Genomic DNA, 25861 nt, shown 5'->3' on the forward strand with positions numbered 1-25861 from the left:
CCGGGGGCTACGCCCCCGGACCCCCTGGGTGGGCATCCGAACTGGACTGCGCCCAGGGCCCTGGGTGGGCACCTGAGCTGGGGCTGACGGCCCCGGCCCGCCTTGGTGGGCACCCACGCGGGGCTTCGCCCCCTGCACCCCCCTTTGGGGCTTCGCCCCTTGCCCCCGATCGCGCCTGAACGGCGCTCGTCCTCAAACGCCGGACGGGCTGAGAGTTGCCCCAGTCCTCAGTGGCTGGACGGGCTGATCGTGCCCTCACAGCAGGGTCAGCTGGAGGGTGGCCTCGTACTCGCCCGGGGGAACGAAACCCGGGACCGTCAGGGTGAGTTGGGCGTCCGCCGTGAATTTGCCGCCCGTCATCGGCGTCCTCGCGTGGTGGCCCATCGTGCAGAGTGAGGAAGCCTGCGGGCCGAGTGGGCCCGGCGTGCCGGCCTTGGGGCGGCCCACGCTGCCCGGTTGGCCCGCGCACTTCGGCTTCCAGCGGACCGACTCCGCCGGGATCGTGGCGCCGTGCGCGGTCCTGAGGTCGGTCAGGGTCGCCGTGAGGGACCAGCCGATGTTGTGACCGCGGCCGTCGGTGACCGTGACCGTGTTCAACGCGCTGGTCGCCGTGGACTGTTCGCCGAGCTCGAAGGTGCCGAAGTCGACGGCGTCCCCGGACTGGTCCATCGCGAGCGGGCCCGGGGTGATGTACGCGGCGAGGTGTTGGGAGGCGTGGGGGGCGTCGGCTTGCCCCCCTTCCGGTGCGGTGGGGTCCGGGTGCGGGGGCGGGGAGGGTGCGGGGTCCTGGGTGGCCGGGGCCGCGGGATCGTCCTCGGTGCGTTCGGGGAGCAGGTCCGTCGGGTCCGGGGCGCCGGGGGCTGCGGGCGGTGCGGCGACGGTGAGGCGGGCGCTCGCCTCCCGGGCGCCGTCGAAGAGGCGTACGCGGTGGGCGGCGGGAGCGACCAGGTCGGCGCCCGCCAACGTGACCGTCCCCGCGAGGACGCCGGCCGCGTCCACCGCGAGCGAGCTGTCCGTGAACCCGGCCGGGCTGCACGCGGACCCGTCCTGCGCGCACAGCAGCGCACGCGGCGTGCCGCCCGGAGTCCAGCCCGCGCCACTGAGGGCGACCGCGGCGCCCGGCTCGGACGGTCGCCGGTCGGGCAGCGTGAGCGTCGGGGCCGGGTGGGCGACTCCGGCCACCTCGACCGTGCCGACGGGCTGCACCCCCGACCGTACGACGCACGGCGTCTCGTGATCGCGGTCCAGGACGCGGGTGACGGTGAGGGTCCGGGTGGGCGTGAGTCGCACCGGGCCGCGGGCGCCCACCGGCATCATGAAGTCGCCCTCGTAGGACGGGACTTGGATACGGGACGGGGCGAGCGGGATGTCCACGGCGGTCGGCTCGCCGAAGACGGTGACCGTGCCGTCCGCGCCTCCGGAGAGCGCGAACTCGATGCCGGCCGTGAACGGGGTGTCTGCCAGCGCGAGCGGACTGGTCGCGGGCGTCGGCCCGAGCTCCACTTCGACGTGGACGGTGCCGCCGGGGGCGACCGTGGCAGGGCTGAGCTTCACGGTGATCTTCTGCGGGCCGCGGGTGTCGCCCTGTCCGGCGGGGAGCCGGCAGTCGACGGTGGGTTCGGTGGTCACGCCCCGGTCCGGGGTCTCGGCGGTCTCCTGCGAGGCCCCGGGGCTCGGCGACTCGGCCGCGCCCGCCGCACCGGACGCCAGGAGCAGGACGGACGCGGCCGCCGCGACCAAGCGCCGCGCCCCGGGCCGGCGGAGCCGCGGGACGGGCCGGCGGAGCCGCGGGACGGCCCCGGGTACGCGCCCCGCAGGTCTTCGCGGTCGCGGTCCCAGTCGCATCGGAAACCCCCTCGCCTGCCGCCCGGCGCACACCCCCTGCGCACCAGGCCCATACGTGACGCGCATCTGACGGACATTCAGATACGGGCGGGGTGAGAAGTCAATGCGCGTGCCGGCCGTTACCGCAGGGAACCCCGACTTGCCCTCAGGTGCAGCCCGTTGGGCACACGAAGGCGCCCGGAACCGTGGAGGTTCCGGGCGCCTTCGAGGGTCCCGTGCGGGCCTGGGTCCGCGTCAGTCCCGTGGCTTTCCGTTGCCGTTGTCACCGCCGGGATCGTCCGGGTCCGGGTCGAGCGTGATCGGCGGCTCGTACGTCGGATCGATCGACGACGGAGGATCGGTCGTCGGGTCCGCCGAGGGCGGCTCGGTCGTCGGGTCGGTCGACGGCGGTTCGGTCGTCGGCTCCTGCGTCTTCGGCGGCTCCGTCGTCGGGTCCTGGGTCTCGGGCGGCGCGGTGGTGGGCGGCGGCGCGACGCCCACGCCCATGTCCGTCTCCAGCTCGAAGCGCGCGTCCGAGCCGCCGTTCAGGGCGCCGAGGGTGTAGGCGGCCCAGATGCGGGACGGGAAGCCGGAACCGTGGATGGTGTCCTCGCCGCCGGCACCGCGCAGCGAGACGTGGTTGCCGGACTCGGCGGGCTTGCCGTCGGGACGCTTGAGACCTCCGCCGCCCTCGGGCGCCTCACCGTAGACACCGACGACGGTGACCAGTTCGGGGGTATAGCCCGCGAAGAGCGCCGAGACGTTGTTGTCCGACGTACCGGTCTTGCCCGCCGCCTTGTACTTGCCCGCGTACGGACCGCGCAGCACGGTGGCGCCCGTACCGTCGTTGGTCACGCCCTGAAGGACCGAAGTGATGGTGTCGGCGGTCTCCCGGCTGATCACCTGGTCACCGATCGGCTCGGGCACGTAGTTGCCGTCCTTGTGCTCCGCCTTCTTGATGATGGACGGCGTGACCTTCTTGCCGTGGGCGTCGAAGGTCGCGAAGACACCGGCCATGTCGAGCGGGCTGGCGCCCATCGAACCCAGGGTCATGGCGGGGTGCGGCTCGAACTCCCGCATCCCGAGGGCCTCGGCGGTCTCCTTGACCTTGTCCATGCCGACGTCGGCACCCAGACCCGCGAACACCGAGTTGATGGACTTGTCCATGCCGCGCTGGACGGTGACGTCGCCGTAGTCCTTCTTGCCCTCGTTCGGCGGGGCATAGGTCTGGCCGCCGAAGTCGACCTTCGTCTCGCTGTCGCCGTCGTAGATCGTGTTCGGCGTGATCGGCTGCCCCTCCGGGCTGCCGTTCTTGGCTGTCGCCCCGTGCTCGAGCGCCGCCGCGAGGATCACCGGCTTGAAGGTGGAGGACGCCTGGTAGTCGTACTGGATGGCCATGTTGCGGTGCTTGATCGCGTCCTCGCCGCCGTACATGGCGACGATCTTCCCGGTCTTCGGGTCGACGGACACGGCACCGGCCTGCACCGCGGCGTCGACCTTGCGCTGCTTCGGGTCGAGCTTGTCGGTGAGCTCCTGCTTGACGGCCTTCTCGAGCGCCTTCTGCTTCTTCGGATCGATGTTGAGCTGGATGGTCCAGCCACCCTGGTCGATCTTGGCGAGGGCCTGCCCCGCCGTCAGATCCTCCTTTTCCATCAGATGCCGGGCCAGCTCGTTCTTGGCGGCCTCGATGAAGTACCCGTTCTGCCCCTGCATGCCCGCGGCCTGCGTGGGCTTCTTGGGCTCCACGAACTCCTGCTCGGCACGCTCGGACTGAGTCAGCCAGCCCATCTCGACCATGTTGTCGAGCGCGTAGGCCCAGCGCTGCTTGGCGAGCTTCTTGCCCGTGTCCGAGGCGATCGCGAAGTCGTACTGGTTCGGCGCCTGGAGCAGGGCGGCGAGGTACGCGCCCTCGGAGAGGGTGAGCTTGTCCGCGTCCTTGCCGTAGTAGGCCTGGGCCGCGGCCTGGATGCCGTAGACACCCCGGCCGAAGTAGCTGGTGTTCAGGTAGCCGGCGAGGATCTCCTCCTTGGAGGTCTGGCGGTCGACCTTGAGGGCGATCACCAGCTCCTGGACCTTGCGGCTGACCGTCTGGTCCTGGGTCAGGTAGAAGTTCTTCACGTACTGCTGGGTGATCGTGGAACCACCCTGCTTGCCCTTGCCCATGAGCGTGTTGAGGACACCGCGGGTCGTGCCCTTGATGTCGACGCCGGGGTCCTTGTAGAAGGTCTTGTTCTCGGCGGCCACGACGGCCCGCTGGACCTTCTGCGGGATCTTGTCGAGGCCGACGATCTCGCGTTTGGTCTTGCCGATGTTCGCGATCGTCTTGCCGTTGACGTCCTTGTAGACGTTGCTCTGCTGGGTCGCGTCGATGTTGGGGTCCGGGACATCGACGTACCAGTAGAGGCCGACGGCCGCCGCCATGCCCAGCAGGATCAGACCGAAGAACGTGCCGACGATCTTCTTCCAGGTGAAGATCCGGCGTATGAGGCTGCGGTCGTCCTTGCGCGAGGCCGCCCTGCGCCGGTCGGCGCGGCCGCCGCCGGAGGCGGGCCCGCCGCTCCCGGGCGCGTGGCCGCGGCTGTGCGTCTGACGGCCGTAGCCGTAGCCGTCCGAAGGCGATCCCATGGAACGGTGTCCACGCGGGTGCCCCACGCCCGGGTCGCGCTCCATCCGCCGGGCACCGGCCGACGGCGGGGTCGCTGCCCGGCGGGCACCGCCGCCGCGCTGCCGCGCTCGTCTGTCTTCCGCTCGGCCCATGGTTCGCGTAGCTCCAGTCGTGTCTCGGCTTCCCCCCGGGTCAGCTCAGAAAGCTAACACCGCAGCTGGGGACAAAGGGATGACGATCCGGTCTTTTACGGACGTGACAATCAGCACCTGTCCTACAGGAACCGACTACCCGAGGCCCCGAACGGTTGCTCCTCCGGATGTGAAGGATCGGTTCCGTTCCCATGACCGGTCCGTTTTGCGGGAGTTGACCCGCATTCGCGACGCTTCACAGCAATGTGGCGCTGGTCTCGTCGGTGCGCTAAAGTGATATCACTTTGCTAGGTCGGCGGCTTCGTTCGCCGGCGTAGACACTCAGTGGACACTCACGGGGAGCCAGAGATGACCGCAGCGGACAGCACGCCCACACCCGACGTTCCGCAGATGCCGGAGCCGCGCGTACGGGAGTTCCAGGCGCATTCCATCGGGGGCGGGCTCGCCCTGCTCTTCGGGCTCGTGGGGCTGCTCGCGGGCGTCGGGCTCGTGGTCGCCGCGACCGGCGTGGACGCCGGCGGCGCGAAGGCGGGCCTGATCATCGGCGGGATCCTGATCGGCCTCGCCGCGTTCCTCGCGATGTGCGGGCTGAACATGGTGGCACCGGGCGAGGCCCGCGTCGTGCAGCTCTTCGGGCGCTACCGCGGCACGATCCGCGAGGACGGCCTGCGCTGGGTCAATCCCCTCACCTCGCGTACGAAGATCTCGACGCGCGTGCGCAACCACGAGACGGCCGTCCTCAAGGTCAACGACGCCTACGGCAACCCCATCGAGCTGGCCGCGGTCGTGGTCTGGAAGGTGGAGGACACCGCGCAGGCCTCCTTCGAGGTGGACGACTTCGTGGAGTTCGTCTCCACGCAGACCGAGGCGGCCGTGCGGCACATCGCGATCGAGTACCCCTATGACGCGTACGACTCGGAGCAGCTCTCGCTGCGCGAGAACGCCGAGGAGATCACCGAGAAGCTGGCGATCGAGCTGCACGCGCGGGTCGAGGCGGCGGGCGTGCGGATCATCGAGTCCCGTTTCACGCACCTCGCGTACGCACCCGAGATCGCCTCGGCCATGCTCCAGCGCCAGCAGGCCGGCGCCGTGGTCGCGGCGCGGCAGCAGATCGTCGAGGGCGCGGTCGGCATGGTCGAGTCGGCGATCGCGCGCATCACCGAGCAGGACATCGTCGAGCTGGACCAGGAGCGCAAGGCGGCGATGGTGTCCAACCTGATGGTGGTGCTGTGCGGTGACCGTGCGGCGCAGCCGGTCCTGAACACCGGGACGCTGTACCAGTGAGTCCGGAGCCGGAATCCGGACCCGGCTCCGGCCGGCGGCCGGCCGCGCGCAAGCAGGTGCTGCTCCGGCTCGATCCGCTCGTGTACGACGCGCTGGCGCGGTGGGCCGGGGACGAGCTGCGGTCGGCGAACGCGCAGATCGAGTTCCTGCTGCGGCAGGCGCTGAAGGAAGCGGGGAGGCTGCCGGGGGCCGCGGGGCCGTTGCCACGCCGGGGACGGCCGCCGAAGGATCCGTCCGACAGCTCTTCCGGCAACTCCGATTCCGCCACCGAATCGTGACAAGGGGCGCTGACCTGCGAGGTCGGCGCCCCTTCCGCATGCGCGGACAGCGCTATGCACCCCGCGTATACACACGAGGTATACACCGTGTGTACAGTGGCGCCCATGAGTATCGGACACACGCTCCTCGGGCTTTTGGAAAGCGGTCCGCGCCACGGGTACGACCTGAAGCGCACCTTCGACGAGAAGTTCGGCCACGACAAGCCGCTGCACTACGGCCAGGTCTACTCGACGATGTCGAGGCTCCTGAAGAACGGGCTCGTCGAGGTCGACGGGGTCGAGGCGGGAGGTGGTCCCGAGCGCAAGCGGTACGCGATCACCGAAGCCGGGATCACCGACGTCGAGAAGTGGCTGGCCGCGCCCGAGAAGCCGGAGCCGTATCTCTCCTCGACCCTCTACACGAAGGTCGTCCTCGCGCTCCTGACCGGACGCGACGCCGCCGACCTCCTCGACACGCAGCGCTCGGAGCACCTGCGGATGATGCGGATGCTCACCGAGCGCAAGCGCAAGGGCGACCTCGCGGACCAGCTGATCTGCGACCACGCCCTGTTCCACCTGGAGGCCGATCTGCGCTGGCTGGAGCTCACCGCCGCGCGCCTCGACAAGCTCGCCGCGGAGGTGGCTTCCCGATGAGTACGCAGACCGCTCCCGCAGGTTCCCTGCTCACCGCGCACGACCTGCGCAAGGCGTACGGCCCGACCGCCGCGCTCGACGGCGCGCACTTCTCCATCCACCCCGGCGAGGTCGTCGCCGTCATGGGCCCCTCCGGGTCCGGCAAGTCCACGCTGCTGCACTGCCTCGCCGGCATCGTGACGCCCGACTCCGGGACCATCACGTACAACGGCCGTGAGCTGAGCGCGATGAGCGACGGCGAGCGCAGTGCGCTGCGACGCTCCGAGTTCGGGTTCGTCTTCCAGTTCGGCCAGCTCGTACCGGAGTTGAGCTGCGTGGAGAACGTGGCGCTCCCGCTGCGTCTGAACGGCACCAAGCGCAAGGAGGCCGAGCGGGCCGCGCTGCACTGGATGGAGCGCCTGGAGGTGGACGACCTCGCGAAGAAGCGTCCCGGTGAGGTGTCCGGCGGTCAGGGTCAGCGGGTCGCCGTGGCGCGTTCGCTGGTGACCGGGCCGCGCGTGCTGTTCGCGGACGAGCCGACCGGCGCGCTCGACTCGCTCAACGGCGAGCGGGTGATGCAGCTTCTGACGGAGGCGGCCCGTTCGACGAATGCCGCCGTCGTCCTCGTCACGCACGAGGCGCGCGTGGCCGCGTACTCGGACCGCGAGATCGTCGTACGCGACGGCAAGTCCCGTGACATGGAGCCCGCCCTGTGAACGTGTGGTTCAGGGACCTGGCCATGGGCGCCAGGTTCGCGGTCACGGGTGGCCGCGAGGGCTGGGTGCGCACCGTGCTCACGGCGGTCGGTGTCGGGCTCGGGGTGGCGCTGCTGCTGGTGACCACCGCCGTGCCGAACGCGATCGGCGCGCGCGACAAGCGCGAGGACGCCCGCACCGATCTGCGGTTCTCCGTGACGCAGATGCCGAAGGCCGATGACACCGTCGTGGTCGCGATGGCCGACACCGAGTTCCGCGGCACCTCCATCCGCGGCCGGCTGATGCAGCCGGAGGGCGACAAGGCTCCCCTGCCGCCCGGGATCTCGGCGTATCCGAAGCCCGGCGAGATGGTGGTCTCGCCCGCGCTCGCGCGGCTGCTCGGGGCCGAGGACTCGGCTCTGCTGCGCGACCGCCTGGACGCCCGGATCGTCGGCACGATCGGGGAGGCGGGGCTGACCGGTCCCGCGGAACTCATGTACATCAAGGGCGTGGCGGGCCTGCATCCCACCGGCTACCCGGTCGAGCGGATCGACCACTTCGGCAATGCGCCGGAGCCGGAGCCCTTGGACCCGATTCTGCTGCTGCTCACTCTGATCGTCGTCATCGTGCTCCTGATGCCGGTCGCCGTCTTCATCGCGACCGCCGTACGGTTCGGCGGCGAGCGCCGCGACCGGCGGCTCGCGGCCCTGCGGCTGATCGGCGCGGACGGCCGTATGGTGCGGCGGATCGCGGCGGGCGAGGCGGCCTCGGGTGCCCTGCTCGGCCTGCTCGTCGGAGCCGGTGTGTTCCTCGTGGTGCGGCAGGCGGCCAGCAAGCTGGAGCTGATGGGCATCAGCGTCTTCCCGCAGGACATCGACCCCGCTCCCGCCCTGGTGGCCGTGGTGGCCTTCGCGGTGCCGGCGGCGGCCGTGGCGGTGACGCTCTTCGCCCTGCGCGGCGTGGTGATCGAACCGCTGGGCGTGGTCCGCACGGCCAAGCCCTCGCGGCGCCGCCTGTGGTGGCGCCTGGTGCTGCCGCTCGCCGGCCTCGCCCTGCTCTACCCGATGCTGGGCCAGGGCAACGAGAACGGGGAGTTCAACCAGTACATGGTCACCGCGGGTGTGGTCCTGATCCTCGTCGGCGTCACGGCCCTGATCCCCTGGCTGGTGGAGGCGGTCGTGACCCGGCTCGGGTCCGGTCCGGTGGCCTGGCAACTGGCCGTCCGCAGGCTCCAGTTGAGCAGCGGCACGGCGGCCAGGCTCGTCAACGGGATCGCGGTCGCGGTGGCCGGGGCCATCGCGCTCCAGATGCTCTTCGCCGGGATCGAGGGCGACTACACCAAGGCGACCGGCGAGGACACCGAGCGGGCCCAGATGACGGTGAACGTGCCGGCGTCGACCGAGACCTCCACGCTCACCGCGCAGTTGCAGCAGGCCCTCGCGAAGACGCCCGGTGTCGCCTCCGTGACGCCTCCGCTCACGAGCGCCGGCGTGGGCGAGAAGCCGCACGACGCGAACGAAGGCGCCTCGTTCACCAGCGGTTCCTGCGCGGCGCTGCGCGAGGTGGCGAAGCTGCCCTCCTGCAAGGACGGCGATGTGTTCGCCGTGCGGGGCGCGTCGTACGACGACAGCACCGACAAGCTGGCGAAGCCGGGCACCACGCTCTACGTCGACCCGGGATACGACAAGGTGAAGGGCGCGGCGGTCCCGTTCAAGGTGCCGGCAGGGCTCAAGGACGCCAGGCCCCGGGAGCTCCCGACGGGCGGCGACCGCGGCGGCTTTCTCGTGACACCAAGCGCCCTGTCCGAGGCCGCGGGCGCCACGATGTCCGGTGATCTGTACCTCAAGCTGGACCCGTCGAACCCGGACGCGAGCGACGAAGTCCGTACGGCCGCGGCGCAGTTCGGCCCGCTCATCAACTCGCACTCCATGGTCGCCATGGAGCGGGTCGGCCGCTTCGACTCCATCCGTACGGGCTTGTTCGTGGGCGCGACCTGCGTGCTGCTCCTCATCGGGGCGAGCCTGCTCGTCTCCCAGCTCGAGCAGCTGCGCGAACGCCGGAAGCTGCTCTCGGCCCTGGTCGCCTTCGGTACGCGGCGGCGCACCCTGAGCGCCTCGGTCCTGTGGCAGACGGCGGTCCCGGTGGCGCTCGGCCTGGCCCTCGCGACGGCGGTGGGTCTGACGCTGGGTGCGGTCCTGCTGAAAATGACCGCGCAGACGGTGGCGGTCGACTGGGCCTCCGTCCTCGCGATGGCCGGCGTGGGCGCGGGGGTGGTCCTGGTGGTCACGTTCCTGAGCCTGCCGCCGCTGATGCGCCTGATGCGGCCCGAGGGGCTGCGGACCGAGTAGCCGGGGGGGATGGCGAAGGGCGGGTCACGGTCACCGTGGCCCGCCCTTCGCGTATGCCGTTCAGACCTGCTCAGGCGAGCAGGGACGGACCGGCAACCCCCGCACCGCATCCCGCAGTTCCCCCGCGAGCTGCGCGAACTCCTCCGCGCGCCCCGACCCCTCCCTCGCCACCAGGGCGATCCGCCGCGACGGCGCCGGCTCCGCGAAGGTGCCCGTGACCAGCTGGGACGAGCGGCCCGTCTCCACCGCGACCGCCGTGCGCGGCAGCAGCGTCGCGCCGATGCCGCCGGCCACCAGTTGCACCAGGGTCGACAGGCTCGCGGCCGTGGTCGTCACCGGTACGTCGTCCCGGCCGGCCTCGCGGCACACCTCGAGGGCCTGGTCGCGCAGGCAGTGCCCCTCCCCCAGGAGCAGCAGCTCCAGGTCGCGCAGGATCTCGCGCGGGATGCCCTCGCGGCCGCCGAGCTCATGGCCGAGCGGCGCCACGAGCACGAAGTCCTCGTCGAACAAGGGGAGTTCGACCAGCCCCGGCACGCCCAGCGGCACCGCGAGCAGCAGCAGGTCGAGCCGTCCGGCCGACAGCCCCTCCACCAAGGACGGCGTCTGCTCCTCGTACACCTGGAGATCGAGGGACGGATACCGCTCCTGTACGAGGCGCAGGACCGTCGGCAGCAGATACGGGGCCACCGTGGGGATGACCCCCAGCCTGAGCGCCCCGGTGAAGGGGCCGCGTACGGTGTCCGCGTCCTCGACGAGCTGGTCCACGGCGGCGAGCACCGTGCGGGCGCGGGCCGCGAGCCGCTCGCCGGCCGGGGTGAGCAGCACCTTGCGCGTGCTGCGCTCCACGAGCCGCACGCCGAGCACCCCTTCGAGGGCGGAGAGCGCGCCGGACAGCGCGGGCTGGCTCATGCCGATCGCGGCGGCCGCGTCCCGGAAGTGCAGATGCTCGGCGACCGCGGCGAAGGCCCGCAGCTGCGCGAGGGTGGGCTGCCGCTTCGCCGCCGGGCCCCGGCCCCGCTGCCGTACCACCGCCATACGTCCGCCGCCTCCTGTCCACCGCCGCCATTGATAGGCGGCTCCGATCACGGTGAGCGATTCTAGCTATTTCCACGATCAGTACGCTCCGTGCCAAGATCGGAATCCGTCCAACCCCCTGGAAAGCCCGTAAAAGGGACTTTTCCGCACTGCAAGGAGAGCGTGTGCTCACTGTCGGTGACAAGTTCCCCGCGTTCGAACTGACCGCCTGCGTCTCGCTGGAGAAGGGCAAGGAGTTCGCGCAGATCGACCACAAGACCTACGAGGGCAAGTGGAAGGTCATCTTCGCGTGGCCCAAGGACTTCACCTTCGTGTGCCCCACCGAGATCGCCGCCTTCGGCAAGCTGAACGACGAGTTCGCCGACCGTGACGCGCAGGTGCTCGGCTTCTCCGGTGACTCCGAGTTCGTGCACCACGCCTGGCGCAAGGACCACCCGGACCTGACCGACCTGCCGTTCCCGATGATGGCCGACTCGAAGCACGAGCTCATGCGCGAGCTCGGCATCGAGGGCGAGGACGGCTTCGCCAAGCGCGCCGTCTTCATCGTCGACCAGAACAACGAGATCCAGTTCTCCATGGTGACCGCCGGCTCCGTCGGCCGTAACCCCAAGGAGGTCCTGCGGGTCCTCGACGCGCTGCAGACCGACGAGCTCTGCCCGTGCAACTGGAACAAGGGCGACGAGACCCTCGACGCCGGTGCCCTCCTGGCCGGTGAGTGACCTCCATGGCACTCGATGAGCTGAAGTCCGCGCTGCCGGACTACGCCAAGGACCTGAAGCTGAACCTCGGTTCGGTGATAGGCAATTCGGAGCTGCCCGAGCAGCAGCTGTGGGGCACGGTGCTCGCCTGCGCCATCGCCTCCCGCTCGCCGAAGGTGCTGCGCGAGCTGGAGCCGGAGGCGCGTGAGCACCTCTCCCCCGAGGCGTACACCGCCGCGAAGTCCGCTGCCGCGATCATGGCGATGAACAACGTCTTCTACCGCACGCGCCACCTGCTCTCCGACCCGGAGTACGGCACGATGCGCGCCGGTCTGCGGATGAACGTCATCGGCAACCCGGGCGTGGAGAAGGTCGACTTCGAGCTGTGGTCGCTGGCCGTCTCCGCGATCAACGGCTGCGGCCAGTGCCTGGACTCGCACGAGCAGGTGCTCCGCAAGGCCGGCATGGACCGCGAGACGATCCAGGAGGCCGTGAAGATCGCCGCCGTCGTGCAGGCGGTCGGTGCGACGCTCGACGCCGAGTCCGTCCTCTCGGAGGCCGTCCCCGCGTAAGCGGAACCTCGTGAGCCGCATCTCGTGTACGAGGGCCCGTCGACCACCCGGTCGGCGGGCCCTCGTCATGGGCCCGCCCTCGCCCCGCCGAGGTCTCGCCCCACCGAGGTCTCGCCCCACCCCTCCTTCAGGCCCTCACTTCTTCAGGCCCTCACATCTTCAGGCGCTCCAGCAGCAGCTTCATGTCGTCGATCAACGGCTGCACCAGCAGCTCGAAGTCGGCCGGGGCCTCGTCGTACCGGGAGGCGTGCAGCCACATCCGCACCACGGCCCCGCCCTCGCGCACGGACAGGACTGCGGAATCCCCGTACGCGGCGTACGCCAGGTAGGCCTCGTCGCCGAGGCCGTCGATCCTGCGGACGGGCTCGTACGCGGGCGACCAGTCGTCCTGCGTGGACAGGGCCTTGAACTCGGCCGCGGGGTCGGCCTTCTTGTGCAGCGTGAAGGAGACGGACAGCCGGGCGTGCGCGTGTCGGCCCGCGAAGTCGAGCTCGCACCAGGCGCGGTCCAGGGCGTCGTCCGCGCGTTCCGCACGGTGCTGGATGCCGCGCTTGCCGATGGCCGAGGCGAGGTGCGGGACTTCGGTCACCGTGCACAGATCCCCGGGCATCGCATAGCCCTTCGGGTCGGGTGCGCTCGCGCCGCCGAAGAGGGCCAGCCCCGCCGCCCACAGCCCGGAGGCCGCGAGGGCCCCGCCCACCGCCCAGCTCCAGGGCCGGCGCGCCCGCGCGGGGGCGGGTTCGGCCGTCACCACATCCGGGCCGGGCGGGGGCGATCCGTCGTCGTCGCCGACCAGTTCGGGCTCGGATATCACGGGCGGCCCCCAAGCGGTTCTACTTCTTCAGATCACGCATGAGGCGCTTCAGGTCCGCGGTCATCAGCTCGCGCACCTCGGTGAACTCGGGCTCGGGAGGATTCCCCGGGTCTTCGTCCTCCGTCTGCTCCCACCGGTGGCTGACGGTCATGTCGAGGACCACCGGACCGTCCAGGACCCGCAGCTGCGGATAGCCGAAGTGGTCCGGAAGGTAGTAGGCCCGGTCGCCCAGACCGTCGACCTCCTCGTACCTCACCTCGGAATCGTCCCACCACCCCGACTGCGTGGACAGAGCCTTGAACTCCGGCTCCGGATCGGACTCCTTGTGCACCTCGACCGAGAGCTCCACCGCGTACCGCGTGAACCCCGACCCCTCCCCGTTCGGAGCCGGAGGGCCGAGCAGCACCGAACACCACGCCCGGTCGAGCGCGGGGTCCTTGCGTACGGCGCGGTGCTCGGGCACCCGCTCGCCGTATCTGCCGCTCAGCGAGCTCAACTCGGCGGTGGTGCACAGGTCCTCCGGCACCTTGTAGCCCTTGAGGTCGACCCCGGAGTCCGCCCGGATCAGCGCCAGCGAGCCCGCCCACACCGCCGAGGCGAGCAGCGCGCCGCCGAGCGCCCACAGCCACGGCGGGCGGGAGCCGAGAGGGCGGCGGGCCCGTTCGGGAGTGGCGACCAGGTCGGCCTGCGGGGGTATCTCGCCCTCGTCGCCGACCAGTTCGGGCTCGGATATCACGCTCTGTCCCCCTGGGGCCCGGCCGCGGGCTCCGGCGCCGAGGCGGCCGCGGCCTGCTGCAATGCATTGTCCTGTGCATGCGTCCGCAGATATCCCACCACGGTGTTCGTGACCGCCACCAGGGGTACGGCGACCACCGCGCCGCCGATGCCGGCCACCATGCCGCCGGCCGCGACCGAGAGGACCACGGCCAGCGGGTGCACGCGCACCGCACGGCCCAGGATGAACGGCTGGAGCACGTGCCCCTCGATCTGCTGCACGGCGAGCACCACGACCAGCGCCATGAGGGCGGTGAACACGCCCTGCGTCACCAGCGCGACCACCACCGCGAGTGCTCCCGAGATGACCGCGCCGACGAGCGGGATGAAGGCGAACAGGAAGATGAACACGGCGAGCGGCACGGCCATCGGGACATCGAGGAAGTAGATGCCGATGCCGATGAAGACCGCGTCGATCAGAGCCACTATCACCGTTCCGCGCACATACGCGGTGAGGGTGCGCCAGGCCCGCGGGCCCGCGCCCGCGACGCCCGGCCGGGCCGAGGCGGGCACCAGCTTGAGGGTCCAGCGCCAGATCCGCTTGCCGTCGTAGAGCAGGAAGAGCGTGGAGAACATCGCGAGCAGGATGCCGGTGAGGATCTCCACCATCACCGTGACACCGGCCAGGCCCGCGGAGGTGAGCTCCTCGGTGTTGGTGCCGATGGCTTCGCGCAGGTTCTTCGCGATGTCGTTGATCTCGTCGCCGGTGACGTGGAACGGGCTGTCCAGGAGCCACTTCTCCAACTCGTCGATGCCGCGCTGCACCTGGTTGGAGAGGTCGTCGGTGTTCTCCATGACCTGCCAGACCACGAACCAGCCGACCAGGCCCATGATGACGAAGCCCGCGATGAAGGTGACGGCGGTGGCGAGCCCCCGGGGCAGGCCGAGCCGCTTCAGGCGCGAGACGGTCGGCTGGAGCAGCGCGGTGATGAGCAGAGCCGCGACGAACGCGAACACCACCAGCTGCACCGAGGAGATGGCCCGCATGAGCACCCACAGCGCGCCCGCGAGCACGAGCAGCCGCCAGCCGACCTCGGCGGCGACCCGGATGCCCCAGGGCACGGCGGCCACGGGGTCGGGCCGGGCCGCTATGGCCGGCGCGTAGGCGGGGGGTGCCGGAACGGAGGCGCCGGAACCCGCTTCGCCGTCGGGCGACTTGGCGACGGCGGGCAGGGGTTCGGGGGTGTCCGCGGGCTCCGCGGACCGCGGCCGCGGCTCGTCCAGGCCCTCGGCCTCCTCGGCGCGGACCCGCCGCTCCTCGAGCCGCTCGCCCGCCCGGGCGACGCCCGTACCGAGCCGGCTGAGCCACCCTGGCAGTCTCGACATGATCTTCCTTCTTCCCCCCACTGATCCCACTGGTCCCCCGGTATCCGATCGGCTCGAACCTACACGCGCGAAGCCCCCCACCGAAGGACGGTGAGGGGCTCCGCAAAGTTGAGCTGGACCGGAAACCGGTCCCGGTCGTGCCGGTACCGGTGGATCAGTACCAGTTGTTCTGCTGCCAGAAGTTCCAGGCACCGCAGGGGCTGCCGTAGCGGGAGTCCATGTAGTTCAGACCCCACTTGATCTGGGTGGCGGGGTTGGTCTGCCAGTCGGCGCCGGCGGAGACCATCTTCGAGCCGGGCAGCGCCTGCATCAGGCCGTAGGCACCGGAGGAGGGGTTGGTGGCCCGGTAGTTCCAGCTGGACTCGTGGTCCACGATGTTGCTGAAGCACTGGAACTGGTCCGCGGGGACCATCTGCCGCGCCATCGCCTGGACTTCGGCGACGGTGTACGAGGACTGTGCGGCGAAGGAGGATGCGTCGCGCGTGGCCGAGCGGCTCGCGGCTTCCTTCTCCGCGCGCTCCTTGGCCTTGCGCTCGGCCTCGGCCTTCTTCGCGGCTTCCTGCTTGGCCACGGCGTCCTTGGCCGCCTGCTTGCGGGCCTCTTCCTCCGCGGACTTCTGCGCCGCGACATCGGCGGCGGCAGCCTGCGCGTCGGCCTGCTGGGTCAGGGATGCGGTCTGCACCTGGACCTGCTGGCCTGCGGGTATGTCTGCGAGGAGAGTCCCTCCGTCGGCAGCGGTCGCCTCGAAGTCGTTCGAGGGCTCCTGGGTGCTGCCCGAGGCAACGCCCACGACGGCGCCGACAGTGGTGACCGCGGTGGCCGAGGCCACTGCGAATCCCCGGACCGAAATCCGGCTCACACGGTTTCCTTCCAGCATCGCCCGAGGGGTGACCTTTCGGGCGCAATCTTGCCCCTCGCGCTGGCTTCCTCCTGATACATGGTCACGGGAAGCACGGACCCGGTGGGGCAACTCCTGTGCGGGAGGAGCCTCTTGTGTCGCGGGTGGCATACGGCGATCGCTATGTAGTTGAGAGGTCCAACTGACCCCGTACCGCTGGGGGTACAGGAGTGCCGTATGCGGGGCCTGACAGGAGCAAGACTCTGCCGGAACCGGACGCCGCGAGGCAATTCCGCGTTGCGTGGGAAAGCTCACACCCCGTTTACCCCACCAGTTTCCTGGAAGCGTGCACGCACAAAGGCGCCGCGCGAGTAAGCTCTTCGGCTTCCCCGCGCGGCGCCCAACTGCCGCGTTACGGCTCAGATATGGCCGTCCTCGAGCATTTCGGTCACCAGCGCCGCGATCTGCGAACGCTCCGAGCGCGTCAGCGTGACGTGCGCGAACAGCGGGTGGCCCTTCAGCTTCTCGACCACCGCGACCACTCCGTCGTACCGCCCGACCCTGAGGTTGTCGCGCTGGGCGACGTCATGAGTCAGGACGACACGGGAATTCGCCCCGATCCTGGACAGAACGGTCAACAGAACGTTCCGTTCCAGGGATTGGGCCTCGTCCACGATCACGAACGCGTCGTGCAGGGAGCGGCCGCGGATGTGCGTGAGCGGCAGCACCTCCAGCATCCCGCGCGCGGCGACCTCCTCGATGACCTCCTTGCCGGCGACCGACCCCAGCGTGTCGAACACGGCCTGCGCCCACGGGCCCATCTTCTCGGCCTCGGTGCCGGGCAGATAGCCGAGCTCCTGCCCGCCGACCGCGTACAGCGGACGGAACACCATCACCTTCTGGTGCTGGCGCCGCTCAAGGACGGCCTCGAGACCCGCGCAGAGCGCGAGCGCCGACTTGCCGGTGCCGGCCCGGCCGCCCATCGACACGATGCCGACGTCCGGGTCGAGCAGCAGGTCGAGCGCGATCCGCTGCTCGGCGCTGCGGCCCTTGAGCCCGAAGGCCTCGCGGTCGCCGCGCACCAGCCGGACATTGCCCTCCGCCGTCACGCGGCCCAGTGCCTTGCCCCGTTCGGAGTTGAGCAGCAGGCCGGTGTGGACGGGCAGGTCGGCCGCCTCCGGGACGTACAGCGTCTGCTCCTCGTAGAGCAGATCGATCTGTTCGCCGGACAGGTCGAGTTCGGACATTCCGGTCCAGCCCGAGTCCGTGATGGCGAGCTCGGCGCGGTACTCCTCGGCGAGCAGGCCCACGGAGGAGGCCTTGATACGGAGCGGAAGGTCCTTGGAGACGACGGTGACGTCGTACCCCTCGGCCTGGAGGTTGCGGGCGACGGCGAGGATCCGCGCGTCGTTGTCACCGAGCCGGTAGCCGGCCGGCAGGACGCTCGGGTCCGAGTGGTTGAGCTCGACGCGCAGCGTGCCGCCCAGGTCCCCGAGCGGGATGGGTGCGTCGAGCCGCCCGTATCGGACGCGGTAGTCGTCGAGCCGGCGCAGCGCCTGCCGGGCGAAGTAACCGAGCTCCGGGTGATGCCTCTTCGCCTCGAGTTCCGTGACCACGACGATCGGGAGTACGACCTCGTGTTCGTCGAAGCGGTGGAGGGCGCCCGGGTCGGCCAGCAGAACGCTGGTGTCGAGTACATAGGTGCGCCTGTCGGGCATGCGGCGCTTAGTGCTGGTCACCACGGAAGGACGTACCCCCTCAGCAGAGGTCGGGGAGCGACGACGTCGCGGGCTTTCCCGGACCGGTCGGCCAGCACGGGCCGGAGACCGGCCCAACCACGACGCCGCACTTGCGTACGGTCCACCTGGTGCAAAGGGCCTCCCGGGTGAGCAGGCTCCATGCCGCTCACTGAGATACGGCATCCGTTTGTCGGACGCCGACCTGGGAGGGATATTCCCTCGAACACGCGAAGCCATGCAATGGCATATGACGACGCGTTGGTGAACTTCTGCCCCTCCGAAAGGCGCGGCCTGGTGGCCGCCGCGGATTACGCCCCGAACCGCCGGTGCCGTGCCGCGTAGTCACGCAGCGCGCGCAGGAAGTCCACCTTGCGGAAGGCGGGCCAGAAGACCTCGCAGAAGTAGTACTCCGACAGGGCCGACTGCCACAGCATGAAGCCGGACAGGCGCTGTTCGCCCGAGGTGCGGATGATGAGGTCGGGGTCGGGCTGCGCGCTCGTGTAGAGGTGCTTGCCGATCGTCTCGACGTCGACCGCCTCGGCGGCCTGCTCCAACGAGAAGCCGCGGTCGGCCGCGTCCAGCAGCATGGAGCGCACGGCGTCCGCGATCTCCTGGCGGCCGCCGTAGCCGATCGCGACGTTGACGAGTATCCCCTGGTTGGCGGCGCTGGCCTCCTCCGCCTCCTTCAGGACCGTCTGGAGTCCCGACGGCAGGATGTCGGGGGTGCCGACGTGGTGCACGCGCCAGCGGCCGTCGCGCGCGAGGGCGCGCACGGTGTCCTCGATGATGCCGAGGAGCGGGACGAGCTCCTCCTGGGGGCGGTCGAAGTTGTCCGTGGACAGCAGCCACAGGGTGACGACCTCGACGTCCGTCTCGGAGCACCAGCCGAGGAACTCGCCGATCTTGTCGGCGCCCGCCTGGTGACCCTGGGCGGTGGTGGACCCGGCGGCCTTCGCCCAGCGCCGGTTGCCGTCCATGATGACGCCGATGTGCTTGGGCACCTGGTCGTGGTCCAGGTGTCCCTCCACGCGGCTCGCGTACAGCCTGACCAGCAGGCCGCGCAGCCTGTCGCGCAGGTTCACGTTCGTTTCAGCCCCTCACCTGTATACGACGGTCCCCGAGCGCGAAAGCCTACCGCTGGAAACGGAGCGGGCGCCGCCGGGAGTGTCACAGCTCTGACGTAGCTTCGTCACCATGAACGACTCCCCCGTATACGCCGCTTCAGCCGACCGGTACGACGCCATGGAGTACCGGCGCACCGGCCGCAGCGGTCTGAAGCTGCCCGCGATCTCGCTGGGCCTGTGGCACAACTTCGGTGACGACCGCGCCCTGGACACCCAGCGCGCCATCCTGCGCCGCGCCTTCGACCTGGGCGTCACCCACTTCGACCTCGCCAACAACTACGGGCCGCCGCCCGGCAGCGCGGAGTTGAACTTCGGCAAGATCTTCGCCCAGGACTTCGCCCGCTACCGGGACGAGCTGGTCATCAGCACCAAGGCCGGCTACCTCATGCACCCCGGCCCGTACGGCGAGTGGGGCAGCCGCAAGTACCTGCTGTCCTCGCTGGACAACTCCCTGAAGCGAATGGGCCTCGACCACGTCGACATCTTCTACTCGCACCGCTTCGACCCGGACACCCCGCTCGAGGAGACGATGGGCGCGCTCGCGTCCGCCGTGCAGCAGGGCAAGGCGCTGTACGTGGGCATCTCCTCCTATACGAGCGAGCAGACCCGCGATGCCGTGGCGATCCTGCGCGAGATGGGCGTGCGTCCGCTGATCCATCAGCCCTCGTACTCGATGATCAACCGCTGGACCGAGGACGACGGCCTGCTCGACGTGCTCGACGAGGCGGGCATGGGCTGCATCTCGTTCGTGCCGCTCGCGCAGGGGCTGCTCACGAACAAGTACCTGAAGGGCATTCCGGAAGGTTCCCGGGCGACTCAGGGCAAGTCGCTCAATCCGGACCTGCTGAGCGACGAGGTCGTCCGCCGTCTCAACGGGCTGAACGACATCGCCGCCCAGCGCGGCCAGTCCCTCGCACAGCTCGCCCTCGCGTGGGTGCTGCGCGACGAGCGGATGACCTCGGCCCTCATCGGCGCCTCCAGCGTGGGTCAGCTGGAGGAGAACGTGGCGGCGCTGAGCGGCCCGAAGCTCACGGAGGCGGAGCTGACGGCGATCGACGAGTTCGCGGTGTCGACGCCGGGGACGAACATCTGGGCGGGCCGCCGCTGAGCTTGTCCTTCTTGTACGGGTGCTCGTACGGCTTCTCGTACGGGCACCCGTACCGGCGCGCGTACGGCTAGGAGGCCGCGTATCCCTGGGGGAACTGCTCCGCGGTGCGCGGCCTCTTGAACCAGTGGCCCGCGCTGCTCTGGCTGAGCACGGCGACCAGGGCGATGGCCAGGCCGGCCGCGATGAGGCCGCCGAGGCCGTTGCCGTTGGCCATCGAGCCGAGGGCGAGCAGGATGTGGACGCTCGCGAGCACGATCGCGGCGACGCGTACGCCGTTGCCCGCGGTGGTGAAGCGCAGGGCCAGGATGAACAGCGTGATGACCATGAGGTTGTAGCCGAAGACCGCGCCGAACTCCTCCGGGCCGCCGCCGAGCGCGGCCACCGCCACGAGGGCGAGCACGAAGAAGCCGGCGAGCACGAAGACCAGGACGCGCGCGGCCTTGACGCTGCCGGGCATCTGCGGCGGGCCAGCCTGGTAACCGCCGTAGGGGTAGGGGTACGGGGCCGGGGCTCCGTAGGGGTGGGGCTGCCCGGGCTGCGCCGGGTGGGGCGCCTGCGGCTGTCCGGCGTACGAGGCCTGCGGCTGCGCGGGGTACGGGGCGGGGCCCTGCGGGGCGGTCGCGTACGGGTTCTGCTGCGGGGGCTGCTGGTACGGGTTCGGCTGGTGCGGCGGGGACTGGTCGTTCGACATGGCATCGACCCTAACCAGGGCCCGGCAAAGAAAACGGGCCGGTCCATGGGGGGGAGATGGACCGGCCCGAGGGGGGGTTTCCACCATAACCCTTCGTAAGGGGTGCTGTGTGCATCGGCGTGCCGCAACTACGCTCCGAAACCGCCGAGCAACACTCCGGTGGCCGCTCCGGCGAGCATGCAGGGGCCCAGCGGCATGGCGCTCTTGCGGCCCGCCCGGCCAAGCAGGACAAGGGCTGCGGCGTATCCGCCGGCGTACAGGATGCCCGCGAGGAAGCCGAGGAAGAGGATCTCCCAGCCGTACCACCCAAGGGTGACTCCGAGGACGATCGCCAGCTTGACGTCTCCGAAGCCCATGCCGCTCGGGTGGGCCAGGAACAGCACGAAGTACCCGCCGCCCAGGGCGAGTCCGCCCAGGAGGGCGCCGGTCCAGCGGCCCTCCGCGGCAGGCAGCAGCGCGGCCAGACCGAGGCCCGCGGCCGCCGCGGCGGCCAGGGGCAGCGTGAGGATGTCGGGGAGACGGTGAACGTTTCGGTCGACGGCCGCGAGCACCACCCCGAACGGGGTGAGCAGCAGCCATACCGCGAGCTCGGGCCGGGCTCCGGTGGACGCGGCGAGCGCGGCGCACAGGGCGGCGGTGAGCAGGACGAGGGCGGGGGCGCTGGGCCCGTACCGTTCCGTCGCGCAGCGCGTGGTGCCGAGCCAGCCGCCCCACGGGCCGGTGAGCGCGTGGCCGGACGGGCAGGCCGCGCGCCAGGGCGCACCGGCCGGCACGGAGAGCCGGTAGGCGACGCGGCCGGTGAGCGCTCCGGCGAGTGCGCCGTACAGCGCCGCGAGGACGATCAGGAGGACAGGCACGCGCAGAGGGTAGAGGGGGCGGCGGGCGCGCGTCATGGGTCCGTGGGCCCAACGGGGCCGCCCCGCAAGGGGGTTCGGGCCGCACTCCGCCCGGTCAGTCCCGGTCCTGCTCCAGGGCCAGGTCGAGGAGGGTGCCCGCCGCGCAGCCCAGGGCCACGCCCAGGCTGGTGAGCAGGATGGCCTCCGGGGCCAGGTCCTGCCAGAGCAGGGCCAGGTGGGCGGCGTGGGCGGTGATCGGGACGGTGAGCGCGGCGAGCAGGTGCAGGCCGGGGGTGTCGCGGAACGGGGCGCGGTGGAGGCGGCCCGCGACGAGGACGGTGAAGCCCGCGCAGACGGCGGCGGGGAGCGGCAGGGCGAGCAGATCGCCCCAGGCCGCCCAGCCGGCTCCGTCCGGGGTGACGCCGTCCCCGAAGGGCCCGTAGCGGTTCTGGTCGGTCAACGGGTCGGAGAGCAGGGAGAGTTGGGGTGCCGCGGTGAGTGCGAGCGCGAGCAGTCCGGCGGTCCAGGAGCGCAGCAGCGCGGCGCCCGCGGCGAGCGGTCCGGTCCGGAGTGCCTGTCTGCCGCCGAAGGTCATGCGGGAAAGGTAGGGGCCGGGTGCGGCGGACGCCATGAGTCCGGGGGCCCAACATCACGTTCCGCGGAACACGGGATGCGTGCGCGACGAAAACGGCACCGCGCAGCCCCCTCCACTGCGCGGTACCGCAGTACGCGCAGTTTGCCCACGCGAATTTCCGTTGGTCTGAACTTACGTGATGCCTACATCCTGATGGCCCGAATTCGGATAACGATGCGGATTCAAGCCGTTGGATTGGGCGGGTAATGCCCGAGTTCGTGCGCTTACGACCGCACTTCTGTGGCCTGAATCACGCCATCGCCGGTGTGATCACGCCACCGTGGGTGCGCTCCGCAACGGCCTCGTGACGCGGCCGGATAATCCCTCCATGCCGCTCACCGTCAGCTGGACCACCGCCCAGGCGCGGAGATTCGCCCGCCAGTCGCTCGACGTGCCCGCCCAGGGCGATCCGCCCGCGCAACTCGCCCGGCTCGCCGCCGCGATGTGCGGCACCCACGCCCAGGTCGCCTCGGCCGCCGAGCTGTCGCTGGCGCTGCGGCACGACCGGGCGACCCGGCAGGAGGTGCGCGAGGCGCTGTTCACGGCGTCGACGCTGGTCAAGACGTACGGGCCGCGGGGCACGGTGCATCTGCTCCCGGCGGCCGAACTGCCGCTGTGGCTGGGCGCGTTGTCCGCGCAGCCCACCGGAGCCCAGCACCCCGACGGCGTACGGCTCGACGCGCGGCAGACCGACGAGGTGGTCGCGGCGATCGCCGAGGCGCTCGACGGGCGCTTCCTGACGGTGGACGAGCTGACGGACGAGATCGTGGCGCGCACCGGGCCGTGGGCGGGCGAGCTGACGATGGAGGCCTTCCAGACGAAGTGGCCGCGCTGGCGGACCGTGATGCACACGGCGGGCCACCGCGGCGCGCTCTGCTTCGGCCCGAACCGCGGCCGCAAGGTCACCTACACGCGCCCGCAGGCCGGACCACCGCTGCCCGCGGACGAGGCGCTGCCCGCCCTGGTCCGTTCCTATCTGCACGCCTACGGTCCCGCCACCCCCGAGTCCTTCGCCAAGTGGCTCGCGATGCCGGTGGGTTGGGCCCGCACCGCCTTTCACAGCTGCAAGGTGACGGAGGTCGACTTCGAGGGGACGCCGGCCTGGGTGGCGGCGGACGACACGGACTTCCCCGCCTTCTCGGAGCCGGTCCGCGGCGTGCGCCTGCTGCCCTACTTCGACTCCTTCGGCATCGACGCGTATCCCCGCGACCGCTTCTTCCCGGGCCGCGCCCGCGACCGCGCGCTCGCCCGCGGCCAGGCCGGCAACTACCCCCTGCTCGTGGTGGACGGCGAGGTGGCGGGCGTGTGGCACCAGAAGCGTGCGGGCAAGCGGATCGCGGTGACGGTGGAGCCGCTGGTCAAGCTCTCGGCGGGGCAGGTGCGGGAGCTGGAGGGCCAGGTCGCGCGGGTGGGCGAGGTGCTCGAAGGGACCGCGGAGCTGACCGTGGGCGAGGTGGCGGTCGGGCCGCACGCCTAGGGCCGCCTGCCGGGCGGAGCGGGCCCTGAGTTGGGCCTGCGGGCCCATCCCTGTTTCCCCTGGTCATGGTTGCGTGGAGCAACACCCGAGCACACGCGACCAGTTGGGGGACGGATGGCCGGCACGTACTACGTGAGCGGGTACGAGCCCCTGGAGCGGCAGCCGTTGCCCCGTGCCCTCGCGGGCGCGATGGCGGTGACCTATGCGCTGCTCGGTGTCGCCGTGCTCTCCAGCGTCGGTGTGCTGATGGCCGCCGAGGAGCCGGACGGGGTGCTGCTCGGGCTGCTCGTGTACGGGCTGATACCCGGGGTGCTCGGGGCGGTCGCCGCACGGTGCGCCTGGCGGGGCGGGGTGCGGGCGCGGTGGGGGTTTCTCGCCGCGCACGGGCTGTACGTGGTGCAGGCGTTCGGGTCGCTCGGGCGCGGGGACGCGCGCGGGCTCACCCAGCTCGTGCTGCCCGTGCTCGCCCTCGTGCTGCTCAGCCGGGCGTCCACGCGAGCGCGTGGTACGCGTCCGATCCCGGGCTGCGCGCGGAGCGGCGGCCGTTCAGCGTGGCGCGGTGGATCAAGTGGCGTGCGGACGAAGGGCAGTCGATGCCCGAGTACGCGGCGCTGCTCGCCCTGGTCGCGGCGATCGTGGTGGGCGTGGTCGCCCTCGGCATGAACGGGACCATCTCCGGCACGGTGTCGAGTGCCGTGTGCACGATCACCGGGGGCGGGGACTGCGGGGGCGGCGAAGGCGGCGAGGACGGGGGCGGTAACGGGGGTACGGGCGGCAGCGGCGGCGGGGACACCGGCGGGAACGGCGGGGACACCGGCGGCAACGACGGGGACACCGGTGGCGGCAGCGGCGGGAACACCGGCGGCGGCAGCGGCGGCACGGGCGGCGAGGACGGGCAGGGCGGCGAGGACGGCGAGGGCGGCCCCGGTGAGGTCGTGCCCGCGAGCAACGAGGGCGAGGACGGCGGGGGCGACGACGGCAAGGGGTTCTGGGGGCAGCTCGGGGACGTCTTCACGCAGCCCTTCGTGGCCGCCTGGGAGGACGTGAAGGGCACCTGGGACGCGGTGACCGATCCCGGGAAGTTCCTCTCCGACACCTGGAACGGGCTCAAGGACTACACGACCACCTGGTGGAGCGAGAAGGCCGACTCCCTGGGGAAGCAGTGGGACGAGGGCGGCTGGAACTACCTGACCGTCCCGCTCAAGTGGATCTCCTCCCCCGAGGACTTCGTCAGCGACTTCCTCATCGACTCCTTCATCGACAAGGAGTCCTTCGAGAACGGCGACTGGGGCAAGGGCACCGGCAACACCATCTGGAACATCGGGTCCGTCTTCATCCCGGGCGTGGGCGCCGCGAAGTGGCTGCAGAAGCTCAACAAGATCAACAAGGCGAACAAGGTCCGCAAGCCCGGCGACCTGGCCGGGGACGCGGCCGGCCGGGCCCGCAAGGCACGCGAGACCGGTGACGTCGGGGCGGCCCGCGAGGCGGCCGACGAGGCGCAGCGGCACGCGGACGACGCGGCGAAGAAGGCGAGGGAGAACCCGGACGACGCGGACCTCGCCGAGGACGCGAGGAAGGCGCAGGACCAGGCGCTCGCCGCCCGTACGGACGCGGCCAAGGCGGCCCTGCGCGGGCGCGGTTCGTCCGTGTCCGACGACCAGATCGACGGGCTCGTGGAGCGCGCCCAGGACAGCCCGGCGGACGGCGGCATCAGCAAGAAGCAGGCCGCCGACGCCCTGGACGACCTCGCCGATCTCGCGAGCCGGCCCAACGTCCGCCCGGACGCGGCCAGTTCGCTGGAGGGCAAGGTCGCCAACGCCAAGACGGCCGACGCGCTCGACCAGGCCCGCGCCGAGGTGCACGCCGTGCAGCGGGCGGCCGACGACGCCGCGCCCGGCACGCAGGTGGACGCGGGTCCGGGTACGGAGGCGGGGCGGCCCGCGGACCTCGGCTCGGAGCAGCTCGACCTGGACGGGATTCCGGACGCCGACGTGGCGTACAAGGCCAAGGACGGCACGTACCACGTCGTGGAGGTGAAGAACGCCGGCTCGGCCACCCGCAAACCGGCCTTCGCCAACCAGGTGGAGCGGCTGCGCAAGTGGGCCGACAAGGCGCCGGGCCGCAAGGCGACGGTGGAGATCGACAGCAATGACCGGTGGACGCAGATCTTCAGCGAGTTCAAGCCGGGCCGGGGCGGCAAGCCCGCGAAGGACTCCCGTACGGCGGCCGGCGAGATGGCGAGGAACAACGTGGACGTGTCCATCGGCGGCAGGAAGCTGAGCGCCGGGGAACTCGGCCGGATGCAGGATGCGATCAACGAGCGGACCCGCAACGGCACAATGGACTGGTCGCGGATGACGGATCCCGATGCGGCGCGGGAATACCTGGGTGTCTGAG

At 71.0% G+C, this 25861-nt stretch carries 23 protein-coding genes; 11 read left to right on the forward strand and 12 right to left on the reverse strand.

The genetic code is table 11. The features are described 5' to 3' along the window. Window positions 1-255: 255 nt before the first annotated feature. Window positions 256-1740, reverse strand: coding sequence for a WxL domain-containing protein (locus BLT97_RS18590; RefSeq protein ID WP_093611624.1), 1485 nt, complete (start codon window positions 1738-1740; stop codon window positions 256-258). 339 nt (window positions 1741-2079) lie between these two features. Continuing rightward, window positions 2080-4581 carry a transglycosylase domain-containing protein gene (locus tag BLT97_RS18595; protein WP_093611626.1) on the reverse strand — a complete coding sequence of 834 codons (2502 nt, stop codon included), beginning with the start codon at window positions 4579-4581 and terminating at the stop codon, window positions 2080-2082. Window positions 4582-4929: 348 nt separating this feature from the next. Between BLT97_RS18595 and BLT97_RS18600 the strand changes: the two genes are divergently transcribed. The 5 genes from BLT97_RS18600 (at window position 4930) to BLT97_RS18620 (ending at window position 9798) form a co-directional block, all read left to right on the forward strand. Next, the gene (locus BLT97_RS18600; RefSeq protein ID WP_093611628.1) at window positions 4930-5865 is read left to right on the forward strand and encodes an SPFH domain-containing protein; all 936 of its coding nucleotides are present in this window, start codon (window positions 4930-4932) and stop codon (window positions 5863-5865) included. After that, window positions 5862-6143, forward strand: coding sequence for a type II toxin-antitoxin system antitoxin (locus tag BLT97_RS18605; protein ID WP_093611630.1), 282 nt, complete (start codon window positions 5862-5864; stop codon window positions 6141-6143). Before BLT97_RS18600 ends, BLT97_RS18605 begins: the two co-directional genes overlap by 4 nt. A gap of 105 nt (window positions 6144-6248) precedes the next feature. Continuing rightward, the gene (locus BLT97_RS18610; protein WP_093611632.1) at window positions 6249-6776 is read left to right on the forward strand and encodes a PadR family transcriptional regulator; all 528 of its coding nucleotides are present in this window, start codon (window positions 6249-6251) and stop codon (window positions 6774-6776) included. Further along, window positions 6773-7471, forward strand: coding sequence for an ABC transporter ATP-binding protein (locus BLT97_RS18615; protein ID WP_093611634.1), 699 nt, complete (start codon window positions 6773-6775; stop codon window positions 7469-7471). The genes BLT97_RS18610 and BLT97_RS18615 overlap by 4 nt, the downstream gene beginning before the upstream one ends. A gap of 23 nt (window positions 7472-7494) precedes the next feature. Continuing rightward, entirely contained in the window at window positions 7495-9798 is a 2304-nt protein-coding gene (locus BLT97_RS18620) for an ABC transporter permease (RefSeq protein ID WP_093612158.1), read from the forward strand. Between the two features lie 60 nt (window positions 9799-9858). On the opposite strand, the gene BLT97_RS18625 is transcribed toward BLT97_RS18620, so the two are convergent. Continuing rightward, entirely contained in the window at window positions 9859-10833 is a 975-nt protein-coding gene (locus BLT97_RS18625) for a hydrogen peroxide-inducible genes activator (protein WP_093611636.1), read from the reverse strand. 164 nt (window positions 10834-10997) lie between these two features. Between BLT97_RS18625 and BLT97_RS18630 the strand changes: the two genes are divergently transcribed. Further along, window positions 10998-11552, forward strand: coding sequence for a peroxiredoxin (locus BLT97_RS18630; RefSeq protein ID WP_093611638.1), 555 nt, complete (start codon window positions 10998-11000; stop codon window positions 11550-11552). Between the two features lie 5 nt (window positions 11553-11557). Further along, window positions 11558-12103, forward strand: a complete 546-nt coding sequence (locus tag BLT97_RS18635) for an alkyl hydroperoxide reductase (protein WP_093612160.1) — start codon at window positions 11558-11560, stop codon at window positions 12101-12103. A gap of 151 nt (window positions 12104-12254) precedes the next feature. Here the strand turns inward: BLT97_RS18635 and BLT97_RS18640 are convergent, their stop codons facing one another. The 6 genes from BLT97_RS18640 to BLT97_RS18665 all read right to left on the reverse strand — a co-directional run bounded on the left by BLT97_RS18640 (window position 12255) and on the right by BLT97_RS18665 (window position 18676). After that, window positions 12255-12917, reverse strand: a complete 663-nt coding sequence (locus BLT97_RS18640) for a hypothetical protein (RefSeq protein WP_093611640.1) — start codon at window positions 12915-12917, stop codon at window positions 12255-12257. Between the two features lie 19 nt (window positions 12918-12936). Then, window positions 12937-13653 carry a hypothetical protein gene (locus BLT97_RS18645; protein ID WP_093611642.1) on the reverse strand — a complete coding sequence of 239 codons (717 nt, stop codon included), beginning with the start codon at window positions 13651-13653 and terminating at the stop codon, window positions 12937-12939. Next, complete coding sequence (locus BLT97_RS18650; RefSeq protein WP_093611644.1) at window positions 13650-15017, reverse strand: AI-2E family transporter; 1368 nt, start codon at window positions 15015-15017, stop codon at window positions 13650-13652. The genes BLT97_RS18645 and BLT97_RS18650 overlap by 4 nt, the downstream gene beginning before the upstream one ends. Before the next feature lie 154 nt (window positions 15018-15171). Then, window positions 15172-15876 carry an aggregation-promoting factor C-terminal-like domain-containing protein gene (locus BLT97_RS18655; protein WP_483883500.1) on the reverse strand — a complete coding sequence of 235 codons (705 nt, stop codon included), beginning with the start codon at window positions 15874-15876 and terminating at the stop codon, window positions 15172-15174. Window positions 15877-16274: 398 nt separating this feature from the next. Next, entirely contained in the window at window positions 16275-17597 is a 1323-nt protein-coding gene (gene phoH2 / locus BLT97_RS18660; protein ID WP_093611648.1) for an RNA 5'-3' helicase PhoH2, read from the reverse strand. 305 nt (window positions 17598-17902) lie between these two features. Then, window positions 17903-18676 carry an isoprenyl transferase gene (locus tag BLT97_RS18665; RefSeq protein ID WP_093611650.1) on the reverse strand — a complete coding sequence of 258 codons (774 nt, stop codon included), beginning with the start codon at window positions 18674-18676 and terminating at the stop codon, window positions 17903-17905. A 112-nt stretch (window positions 18677-18788) separates the two neighbouring features. Between BLT97_RS18665 and mgrA the strand changes: the two genes are divergently transcribed. Continuing rightward, entirely contained in the window at window positions 18789-19826 is a 1038-nt protein-coding gene (mgrA, locus tag BLT97_RS18670) for an L-glyceraldehyde 3-phosphate reductase (RefSeq protein ID WP_093611652.1), read from the forward strand. Window positions 19827-19893: 67 nt separating this feature from the next. Here the strand turns inward: mgrA and BLT97_RS18675 are convergent, their stop codons facing one another. The 3 genes from BLT97_RS18675 to BLT97_RS18685 all read right to left on the reverse strand — a co-directional run bounded on the left by BLT97_RS18675 (window position 19894) and on the right by BLT97_RS18685 (window position 21948). Next, the gene (locus BLT97_RS18675; RefSeq protein ID WP_093611654.1) at window positions 19894-20517 is read right to left on the reverse strand and encodes a hypothetical protein; all 624 of its coding nucleotides are present in this window, start codon (window positions 20515-20517) and stop codon (window positions 19894-19896) included. 128 nt (window positions 20518-20645) lie between these two features. Continuing rightward, window positions 20646-21374 (reverse strand): prepilin peptidase, encoded by a 729-nt coding sequence (locus tag BLT97_RS18680; protein ID WP_176953819.1) that lies wholly within the window; start codon window positions 21372-21374, stop codon window positions 20646-20648. A 94-nt stretch (window positions 21375-21468) separates the two neighbouring features. Further along, entirely contained in the window at window positions 21469-21948 is a 480-nt protein-coding gene (locus tag BLT97_RS18685) for a hypothetical protein (RefSeq protein ID WP_143041349.1), read from the reverse strand. A 367-nt stretch (window positions 21949-22315) separates the two neighbouring features. Here BLT97_RS18685 and BLT97_RS18690 point away from each other — a divergent pair, with 367 nt between their 5' ends. The 3 genes from BLT97_RS18690 (at window position 22316) to BLT97_RS18700 (ending at window position 25860) form a co-directional block, all read left to right on the forward strand. After that, window positions 22316-23464: a winged helix DNA-binding domain-containing protein gene (locus BLT97_RS18690; protein WP_093611660.1), complete on the forward strand. Its 1149-nt coding sequence runs from the start codon at window positions 22316-22318 to the stop codon at window positions 23462-23464. Between the two features lie 114 nt (window positions 23465-23578). After that, window positions 23579-24127, forward strand: coding sequence for a hypothetical protein (locus BLT97_RS18695; protein ID WP_093611662.1), 549 nt, complete (start codon window positions 23579-23581; stop codon window positions 24125-24127). Next, window positions 24058-25860 (forward strand): hypothetical protein, encoded by a 1803-nt coding sequence (locus BLT97_RS18700; RefSeq protein WP_093611664.1) that lies wholly within the window; start codon window positions 24058-24060, stop codon window positions 25858-25860. The genes BLT97_RS18695 and BLT97_RS18700 overlap by 70 nt, the downstream gene beginning before the upstream one ends. Window position 25861: the final 1 nt, after the last annotated feature.

The sequence above is a fragment of the Streptomyces indicus genome (assembly GCF_900100315.1).
Classification (GTDB): Bacteria; Actinomycetota; Actinomycetes; order Streptomycetales; family Streptomycetaceae; genus Streptomyces; species Streptomyces indicus.

Bases quoted from the DNA above. Each gene is read 5' to 3' on its own strand.
- BLT97_RS18595 (WP_093611626.1), bottom strand. From the start codon at position 4,581: ATGGGCCGAGCGGAAGACAGACGAGCGCGGCAGCGCGGCGGCGGTGCC.
- BLT97_RS18600 (WP_093611628.1), top strand. From the start codon at position 4,930: ATGACCGCAGCGGACAGCACGCCCACACCCGACGTTCCGCAGATGCCG.
- BLT97_RS18610 (WP_093611632.1), top strand. From the start codon at position 6,249: ATGAGTATCGGACACACGCTCCTCGGGCTTTTGGAAAGCGGTCCGCGC.
- BLT97_RS18615 (WP_093611634.1), top strand. From the start codon at position 6,773: ATGAGTACGCAGACCGCTCCCGCAGGTTCCCTGCTCACCGCGCACGAC.
- BLT97_RS18620 (WP_093612158.1), top strand. From the start codon at position 7,495: ATGGGCGCCAGGTTCGCGGTCACGGGTGGCCGCGAGGGCTGGGTGCGC.
- BLT97_RS18625 (WP_093611636.1), bottom strand. From the start codon at position 10,833: ATGGCGGTGGTACGGCAGCGGGGCCGGGGCCCGGCGGCGAAGCGGCAG.
- BLT97_RS18635 (WP_093612160.1), top strand. From the start codon at position 11,558: ATGGCACTCGATGAGCTGAAGTCCGCGCTGCCGGACTACGCCAAGGAC.
- BLT97_RS18650 (WP_093611644.1), bottom strand. From the start codon at position 15,017: ATGTCGAGACTGCCAGGGTGGCTCAGCCGGCTCGGTACGGGCGTCGCC.
- mgrA (WP_093611652.1), top strand. From the start codon at position 18,789: ATGAACGACTCCCCCGTATACGCCGCTTCAGCCGACCGGTACGACGCC.
- BLT97_RS18675 (WP_093611654.1), bottom strand. From the start codon at position 20,517: ATGTCGAACGACCAGTCCCCGCCGCACCAGCCGAACCCGTACCAGCAG.
- BLT97_RS18685 (WP_143041349.1), bottom strand. From the start codon at position 21,948: ATGACCTTCGGCGGCAGACAGGCACTCCGGACCGGACCGCTCGCCGCG.
- BLT97_RS18690 (WP_093611660.1), top strand. From the start codon at position 22,316: ATGCCGCTCACCGTCAGCTGGACCACCGCCCAGGCGCGGAGATTCGCC.
- BLT97_RS18695 (WP_093611662.1), top strand. From the start codon at position 23,579: ATGGCCGGCACGTACTACGTGAGCGGGTACGAGCCCCTGGAGCGGCAG.
- BLT97_RS18700 (WP_093611664.1), top strand. From the start codon at position 24,058: ATGCCCGAGTACGCGGCGCTGCTCGCCCTGGTCGCGGCGATCGTGGTG.